The 709-nt window shown below is 46.3% G+C and carries 2 tRNA genes and 1 rRNA gene; all 3 read left to right on the plus strand.

The features are described 5' to 3' along the window. The first annotated feature begins 194 nt into the window (after nucleotides 1-194). Nucleotides 195-271 (plus strand) — tRNA-Ile (locus tag AB4114_RS35770). Nucleotides 272-300: 29 nt separating this feature from the next. Then, nucleotides 301-376, plus strand: a tRNA-Ala gene (locus AB4114_RS35775). A gap of 247 nt (nucleotides 377-623) precedes the next feature. Beyond that, a 23S ribosomal RNA gene (locus AB4114_RS35780) occupies nucleotides 624-709 on the plus strand; the annotation flags it as partial.

Raw genomic sequence — 709 nt, forward strand, 5'->3', positions numbered from 1 at the left:
GAACACGACCGTTAAGCCTTCCAGCGTCGATGGTACTTGAACCGCAGGGTTCTGGGAGAGTAGAACGTTGCCAAGCGATACCCATGGCAAGCTTTCGGAGAAAGCTTCGAAAGCTTGTAGGTGGGTTTTTATTATGGAAAGTTTCCCTAATTAGTAACGCTTACGAAGTAAGTTTTGCTAAAGCAAATCTTTGAGGGCCCTTAGCTCAGCTGGTTAGAGCGCACCCCTGATAAGGGTGAGGTCGGTGGTTCGAGTCCACTAGGGCCCACCATTTAACTTCATAATGAAGTAACCCATTTTGGGGCCATAGCTCAGCTGGGAGAGCGCCTGCCTTGCAAGCAGGAGGTCAGCGGTTCGATCCCGCTTGGCTCCACCAAAACACATTTTAAGACAGGAATTTCCAAGAAATTTCGACTTGAAATGCAGTAATRAGATGTGGTAAGATAACTTTCGCCGCTGAAATAGGGCGAAGATCATTGAATCACAAAGTTGTTCCTTGAAAACTAGATAACGAAACAAAACGTAAAGTAAGAACTTAGGTTGCTTGATCTTCGGATCATGCAAAAATCTTTAACTCTTTCAATTAGGAGAGACTTTGGCTTAGGCCAAAGATCCCTATAAATGGTTAAGCTAGAAAGAGCACACGGAGGATGCCTAGGCACTAGGAGCCGAAGAAGGACGTGGCGAACGACGAAATGCCTCGGGGAGC

Source organism: Paenibacillus sp. 2RAB27 (assembly GCF_052115445.1).
In the GTDB taxonomy this organism is placed as follows: domain Bacteria; phylum Bacillota; class Bacilli; order Paenibacillales; family NBRC-103111; genus Paenibacillus_E.